A 6,799-nucleotide genomic window follows, 5' to 3' on the forward strand; every position below is an offset into this window, starting at 1 on the left:
ATATAAGGCGGTGCTGCTGGCGGCCACCGAGTTGACCCGGTTCTTCCCCATGTTGACAACCGCGGCCGGCACGGTGAAGCCGGCGACCGTGCTGGTGCTCGGTGTCGGCGTGGCGGGCGCGCCGGCGCCCGCCGCCGCCCAGCGGCTGGGGGCGGGCACCCCCCGGGGCGGCGGGCCGCCCCCCAGGGGCGGCCCCGTGCGCGCGGGGGGGGGCGCACGGGCCGCCCGCCGGGACGGGCGCGGCCGCCGGGGCCGGCGCGGGGGGGTGCGCAGGCCTAGGGCGCGCTCGCCGACGGGTGGGGTTCGCGCGCGGGGGTGGGAGCCGCTGGTGGGCGGGCGCGGCCGCGACTTGGCCGCCGGGGCGGGTGGGGGGCGCGGCCGGGGTGCGCGGCGTCAACAGCGGTAACGGCGGCGCGGGGAACAACGGCGGCAACGGCGGTCAGGGCGGCAACGGCGGCAACGGCGGCACCGGCTCGACGACCGGCGCCGCGGGCAATGCCGGCAGCGGCGGCAACAGCGGCGCCGGCGGCAACGGCGGCAGGGGCGCCGACGGCACCCTGAACAACCCCACCGGCGGCACCGGCGGTGACGGCGGCAACCGCGGCACGGCCGGCACTCACGGCACCGTCGGGACGGGTTCGGGCACGCCCAGCGCCGGCAGCAACGGCACCGCTCCCACCTCCGGCGGCAACGGCGGCAACGGCGGCGCGGGCTACAGCCCAACCACGGCCGGCGCCGCGGGCGGGGCACTCGACGCCCGCCAGAAAACGCTCACGGGCTACGCCGCCGAACGGCTGCCGGCCGCCGGGGCGGCCCCGGCCGCGACCTCTAAGAGGGGCTCGCGCCGCGAGGCGCCGGCCCCCGCGCCGATCCCCGAGGCTCCGGCACCCGCTCCCGCGCCCATCCCCGAGGCGCCGCCGATCCCGGCGCCCGCGCCACCCCCGGTGGTTGCGCCGATCCCGATTCCTATTCCGTTGCCGATACCCGGCCTCGGTGGGCCCCCGGGAGGCGGCTTCAACCCGGGTCGTGGCTTCGGGCCCGGTGGCGGTGGCGGTCACGACGACGGGCCGCACGGCGGCGGCGGCTTCCCCGGTTTCCCCGGTGGCGGCGGCCACGGCGGGTTTGGCGGCGGCTTCGGCGGCGGCCACGGCCACGGCCACGACTAGCCGACGGATTCCCGTCCCACCTGTCATCTCCCGTTTGCCTCCCGCTCAGCGGCCCGATGCAGTCCGCTCATTGCGGCCACCTACACCGGAGCTATGAGATGCACCGTCTTCGGCACCGGCTACCTGGGCGCCACCCACGCGGTCGGGATGGCGGAACTGGGTCACGAGGTCGTTGGGGTGGACATCGATCCGGGAAAGATCGCCAAGCTCGCGGGCGGTGACATTCCGTTCTACGAGCCGGGTCTGCGGAAGTTGCTGCAGGACAACATCACTGCCGGCCGGCTGAGCTTCACCACCGACTACGAAATGGCCGCGGAGTTTGCCGACGTGCACTTCCTGGGAGTCGGGACGCCGCAGAAGAAGGGCGAGTACGCGGCCGACCTGCGCCACGTCCACGCCGTCATCGAGGCGCTCGTCCCGCGGCTGACCAGGGCCTCGGTGCTGGTGGGCAAGTCGACGGTCCCGGTGGGCACCGCGGCCGAGTTGGCCCGGCGCGCAACGGCGCTCGCGCCCGCCGGCGTGGATGTGGAGATCGCGTGGAACCCCGAATTCCTGCGCGAGGGGCTCGCCGTGCACGACACTCTGCATCCCGACCGGATTGTGCTTGGCGTGCAGGAGGATTCGGTGCGCGCCGAACCCGCGGTCCGTGAGTTGTACGGCCCGCTGCTGGAGGACGGGGTCCCGTTCCTGGTGACGGATCTGCAGACCGCGGAACTGGTCAAGGTGTCGGCGAATGCCTTTCTGGCGACCAAGATCTCGTTCATCAACGCGGTGTCGGAGGTGTGCGAGGCCGCCGGTGCCGACGTCAGCCTGCTCGCCGACGCGCTCGGGTACGACCCGCGCATCGGGCGCCAATGCCTCAATGCCGGTTTGGGTTTCGGCGGCGGATGCCTGCCCAAGGACATCCGCGCCTTCATGGCCCGCGCCGGTGAGCTCGGAGCCGACCAGGCCCTCACCTTCCTGCGTGAGGTGGACAGCATCAACATGCGCCGCCGCACCCGCATGGTAGAGCTGGCCACCGCGGCCTGCGGGGGCTCGCTGCTGGGCGCCAACATCGCCGTGCTCGGCGCGGCGTTCAAGCCCGAATCCGACGACGTGCGCGATTCGCCCGCACTGAACGTGGCCGGTCAGCTGCAGCTGAACGGCGCCGCGGTCAACGTGTACGACCCCAAGGCGCTGGACAACGCGCAGCGGCTGTTCCCGACGCTGAACTATGCGGTTTCGGTGGAGGAGGCGTGCCAACGCGCCGATGCCGTCCTGGTGCTCACCGAATGGCGGCAGTTCGTGGAACTCGACCCCGAGGACCTGGCCGACCGGGTGCGCGCGCGGGTGATCGTCGACGGCCGCAACTGCCTCGATGTCGCGCGCTGGCGGCAGGCGGGCTGGAAGGTGTACCGCCTGGGGGCGCCGAGGCCTTGACTCAGTAGTGCGGCGGCACGGGGCACCAGAACAGGCCGCAGTTGGACGACGGGGGATTGTTGGGCGGATCGGGGCCTTCCCAGATGCTCGACGGGCCGCCGTCACTGCGGGGAACGTTCCCCTCGCCGTAGGCGACGGCGTACCAGGTGTGGCAGACGTTCATGTCCCAGACGATCGGTGAGGTCTGACGCGGCAGGGGCTGGCCGGGGCACCACTGAAATGGGCCGCCGGTGGCGCGGGCCGTGCCCGCGGCCAGCCCTAGGACGGTTACGCCGAGGGCGCCGGACAGGAGCGCCCCACCGATGATCCGCGCCGTTGCGGCTGTGGTCGGCATGGCTACCTCCCGACCGGATGTGATCAACCTATGGGTATGGCACGAGCGTCGTCCGTGCCCTGCGCGTCGACTAGGGACTTTCGCCCTCAAAGAGCTCTGACCGCCCTCCGGTTGCTTGCCGGCGCTCACTCAAATCGGCGTGCTACCCGCCATGGGCTGACAGGGCCTCGCGAAAAGGCTCACGAGGTAGGTGCTTTCGACACAGACGCTTCAAATGCGGCGTCATGACGACGAGGATTGTCTGCGCGCCCGCGCTGTTTGCCGGAGGAGGCTGGACACAGCCGCCACCACCGGCAACCGCCACCGAGTAGCCTGACCGCCGTGGACTACGCCGCCGCATTTCTTGAGGAAAACCGAGCGTTCGCCGACCTCTTCGTCGACGTGGACGACTCCACGTCCGTGCCGACCTGCCCGGGATGGACGCTCAAGCAGCTTTTTCGTCACGTCGGCCGGGGCGAACGCTGGGCGGCCCAGATCGTCCGCGACAAACTCGACCAGCCACTCGATCCCCGGTCCGTCGAGGGCGGCAAGCCGCCACCGGATCCGGCGGACGCGATCTCGTGGCTGCGCGGCGGAGCCCAGCGGCTGGTCGACGCCGTCGAGCTGACGGGCGCCGAAACGCCGGTGTGGACGTTCCTCGGGCCGCGCCCGGCGGGCTGGTGGCTCCGGCGCTGGGTGCACGAGACCGCGGTTCACCGCGCCGACGCCGCCATCGCGCTCGGGGCCCCGTTCACCCTCGACCCCGAGCTCGCGGCCGACGCGATCACCGAGTGGCTGGAACGAGTCGCGGTGCAGGCCGGCGCCGACGGCGCGCCCCTGCCCCTCGAAGAGGGTCAGACGCTGCACCTGCATGCCACCGATCCGGACCTCGGGGAGGCCGGCGAATGGACCGCTCGCGTCGAGGACGGCAAAATCACGTGGGCGCACGAACACGGCAAGGGGACCGTGGCGCTGCGGGGCGGTGCCACCGAACTCCTGCTGGCCATCCTGCGCCGGACGCCCCTCGCTGACACCGGCATCGAGCTCTTCGGCGACGCCGCCGTGTGGCAAGGCTGGCTCGACCGTACGCCGTTGTGAGCCGGGCGGACACTGTACCTTGCTGACCATGACCACATCGGAGATCGCCACCGTGCTGGCGTGGCAGGACGCGCTCAACACCGCCGACCTCGACACCCTGGTGGCCTTGTCCAGCGACGACATCGAAATCGGTGACGCGCACGGGGCCGCGCAGGGCCACGCGGCGCTCCGCAAGTGGGCCTCCGCCGGCCGGGGCACCGCGGAACTCGGCCGGATGTACGTGCATGACGGCGTGGTGGTCGCCGAACAGGTCGCCACCGACTCCGAATCCGGAACCAGTGCGGCGTCCGCCTTCCGGGTGGTCCACGATCACGTCACGTCGGTATTCCGGCACGAGGACCTGGCGTCGGCGCTGGCGGCTACCGAGCTCACCGAGGGCGACCTCGTCGAATAGGAGGACCACACATGCGCGGGATCGTCTTGGCGGGCGGCTCGGGCACTCGCCTGCATCCGATCACCCAGGGCATCAGCAAGCAGCTGTTGCCGGTGTACGACAAGCCGATGATCTACTACCCCCTGTCCACGCTGATGATGGCCGGGATCCGCGACATCCTGGTCATCACCACCCCGCACGACGCGGCGGGCTTCGAGCGGCTGCTCGGCGACGGTTCGCAGTTCGGCATCAACCTCAGCTACGTGCAGCAGGCCCAGCCGGAGGGTCTGGCGCAGGCGTTCGTCCTGGGCGCCAACCACATCGGCACCGACACGGTCGCATTGGTGTTGGGCGACAACATCTTCTATGGGCCGCGACTGGGCACCAGCCTGGACCGCTTCCAAAACATCAGCGGCGGAGCGATTTTCGCGTATTGGGTGGCCAACCCGTCGGCGTACGGCGTCGTGGAATTCTCGGAGGACGGGATGGCGCTCTCGCTCGAGGAGAAGCCCGCCACGCCGAAGTCCCAGTACGCGGTGCCCGGCCTCTACTTCTACGACAACGACGTCATCGAGATCGCCAAGAACCTGAAGAAGTCGGCGCGCGGCGAGTACGAGATCACCGAGGTCAACCAGATCTACCTCAACCGGGGGCGGCTGGCGGTCGAGGTCATGGCGCGCGGGACGGCGTGGCTGGACACCGGCACGTTCGACTCGCTGCTGGACGCCAGCGACTACGTGCGCACGCTGGAGCGCCGGCAGGGGCTGAAGGTCAGCGTGCCGGAGGAGATCGCGTGGATCCAGGGGTGGATCAGCGACCAGGAGCTGGCCGACCGCGCCCACACCCTGGTCAAGTCCGGCTACGGGACCTACCTGCTGGATCTGCTGGAGAAGCGCCGCTGACTTCCGCCGGCTTGGCGAGCACCGCGGCGATCGCCGTCGTCAGCGGCACGGACAGTGCCAGCGCGATCCCGCCCACCGCCGAACGAACGAGCTCGATGGCCACGCTCTCGCCGGTGAGCACGTCGGTCAGCGACCGGTTGGCGACGCTGAAGAGCAGCAGCAACGGCAACGAACTGCCCGCGTAGGCCAGCACCAGGGTGTACACCGTGCTGGCGATGTGATCGCGGCCCACCCGGATGGCGCCGAGGAAGACGGCCCGCCGCGAGCCGCCGAGGTGCGCGAGTTCGAAGACCGTCGACGCCTGGGTGACCGTGACGTCATTGAGCACGCCCAGCGAGCCGATGATGAATCCGGCGAGCAGCAACCCGCTGATCGACACGTTGCCCAGGTACGCGCTGACCGTCGCGTTCTGCTCGTCCGACAGCCCGGTCAGGTGGGTCAGTTGTATTGCCCCCCAACTCAACCCGGCCGCCAGCAGCAACGACGACAGGGTTCCCAGAAGGGCGGCGCTGGTCCGCAGGCTCACCCCGTGGGCCAGGTAGATCACGGCATACAGGATCGCCGCCGACGCCACCAGGGCCGCCGGGACCGCGGGGGCGCCGTCGCGCAGGGCCGGCAACAGAAAGACGACCAGCACCACAAACGCCACCACGATCCCGACGATCGCGAGCAGCCCACGCCACCTCGCGACCGCGACGATCACCACCGCGAATCCGATCGCCAGCCAAACCAGCGGCCAGCCGCGTTCGAAGTCGTAGAAGGAGTAGCTGGTGACTCCTTGGTCGTCGACCTGCCGGGCCAGCCGGAGGCGATCACCCGCCGAAAAGTGCGGTTGGCCCGGGCCGGGGGAGAACTCGAGCAGGGTCTTGGCCCCGGCGTTCGGACCGGAATCGATGGCGACCAGGGTCTGCACACACCGGCCGCCGCCGGGTGCTGCCGGCGCGGGCGCCGTCGTGAGCACCTGGCTGGCCGACGGGCTGCCGCAGTCGCCCAGCGCGCTGGACAGGACGTGCCCCGCCTGGGTCGACACGGCGCCGCCGGCCGCGTTCTGGAACGGCATCGGGATGTCGACGTGCTGCCGGCTCGGCCACAGTGCGACCGCACCGACCACGACCGCCACACCGATCGCGACGAGCAGCCCGACGACGACCTTGGCGGGTAGCGGGCCCAGCGGGGACGGGCCGGACGACAGGCTGTGGGAGTGCGAGTGCGTCACCCGATCGAGGGTAGGGCGGTCGCTATCCGCCCGAGGGCGTCACCTACCCCAGCCCGGTCAACCCGTCCACGCCAAGCAGCCCGCCGGGACCGCCGGCCCCGGGGCTGCCATGCGTCGGGCCAAACCCGCCGTTGCCGCCGTTGCCGCCGTCGCCGACCAGCAATGAAGCGGCGCCCCCGCGGCCACCCTGCCCGCCCAGCACGCCGCCGGTGCCGCCGGCCCCGCCGTTGCCACCGTTGCCGAATATCAGCGCGTTGCCGCCTCGTTCGCCGTTGCCGCCGGTGTTGCCGCCGTTGCCGCCGGCCCCGCCGG

Annotated in this window: 7 protein-coding genes and 2 pseudogenes; 6 read left to right on the forward strand and 3 right to left on the reverse strand. The window is 71.6% G+C overall.

What is annotated here, in order from left to right; genetic code table 11:
- The 3 genes and pseudogenes from GPY60_RS25985 to GPY60_RS25995 form a co-directional block, all read left to right on the forward strand.
- Window positions 1-211: pseudogene (locus GPY60_RS25985) on the forward strand (NAD(P)(+) transhydrogenase (Re/Si-specific) subunit alpha); the annotation flags it as partial.
- A gap of 172 nt (window positions 212-383) precedes the next feature.
- Complete coding sequence (locus GPY60_RS25990; RefSeq protein WP_156690568.1) at window positions 384-1,166, forward strand: hypothetical protein; 783 nt, start codon at window positions 384-386, stop codon at window positions 1,164-1,166.
- A 93-nt stretch (window positions 1,167-1,259) separates the two neighbouring features.
- Window positions 1,260-2,585, forward strand: a complete 1,326-nt coding sequence (locus tag GPY60_RS25995; protein ID WP_156690569.1) for a UDP-glucose dehydrogenase family protein — start codon at window positions 1,260-1,262, stop codon at window positions 2,583-2,585.
- A gap of 1 nt (window position 2,586) precedes the next feature.
- Here GPY60_RS25995 and GPY60_RS26000 read toward each other — a convergent pair whose 3' ends face one another.
- Window positions 2,587-2,919 carry a hypothetical protein gene (locus tag GPY60_RS26000; RefSeq protein ID WP_231639840.1) on the reverse strand — a complete coding sequence of 111 codons (333 nt, stop codon included), beginning with the start codon at window positions 2,917-2,919 and terminating at the stop codon, window positions 2,587-2,589.
- 321 nt (window positions 2,920-3,240) lie between these two features.
- On the opposite strand from GPY60_RS26000, the gene GPY60_RS26005 reads away from it, so the two are divergent.
- Genes GPY60_RS26005 through rfbA form a run of 3 tightly spaced genes read left to right on the forward strand, consistent with a single transcriptional unit; the run spans window position 3,241 to window position 5,271 of the window.
- The gene (locus tag GPY60_RS26005; protein WP_156690570.1) at window positions 3,241-3,996 is read left to right on the forward strand and encodes a maleylpyruvate isomerase family mycothiol-dependent enzyme; all 756 of its coding nucleotides are present in this window, start codon (window positions 3,241-3,243) and stop codon (window positions 3,994-3,996) included.
- Between the two features lie 28 nt (window positions 3,997-4,024).
- Complete coding sequence (locus GPY60_RS26010) at window positions 4,025-4,390, forward strand: nuclear transport factor 2 family protein (protein ID WP_156690571.1); 366 nt, start codon at window positions 4,025-4,027, stop codon at window positions 4,388-4,390.
- Between the two features lie 11 nt (window positions 4,391-4,401).
- Window positions 4,402-5,271 (forward strand): glucose-1-phosphate thymidylyltransferase RfbA, encoded by an 870-nt coding sequence (gene rfbA / locus GPY60_RS26015; protein WP_156690572.1) that lies wholly within the window; start codon window positions 4,402-4,404, stop codon window positions 5,269-5,271.
- Here the strand turns inward: rfbA and GPY60_RS26020 are convergent.
- Window positions 5,219-6,487 (reverse strand): YibE/F family protein, encoded by a 1,269-nt coding sequence (locus GPY60_RS26020; protein ID WP_156690573.1) that lies wholly within the window; start codon window positions 6,485-6,487, stop codon window positions 5,219-5,221. The genes rfbA and GPY60_RS26020 overlap by 53 nt on opposite strands.
- Before the next feature lie 43 nt (window positions 6,488-6,530).
- A pseudogene (locus tag GPY60_RS26805) lies at window positions 6,531-6,799 on the reverse strand (PE-PGRS family protein); the annotation flags it as partial.

The sequence above is a fragment of the Mycobacterium sp. Marseille-P9652 genome (assembly GCF_902652685.1).
Lineage (GTDB): Bacteria > Actinomycetota > Actinomycetes > Mycobacteriales > Mycobacteriaceae > Mycobacterium.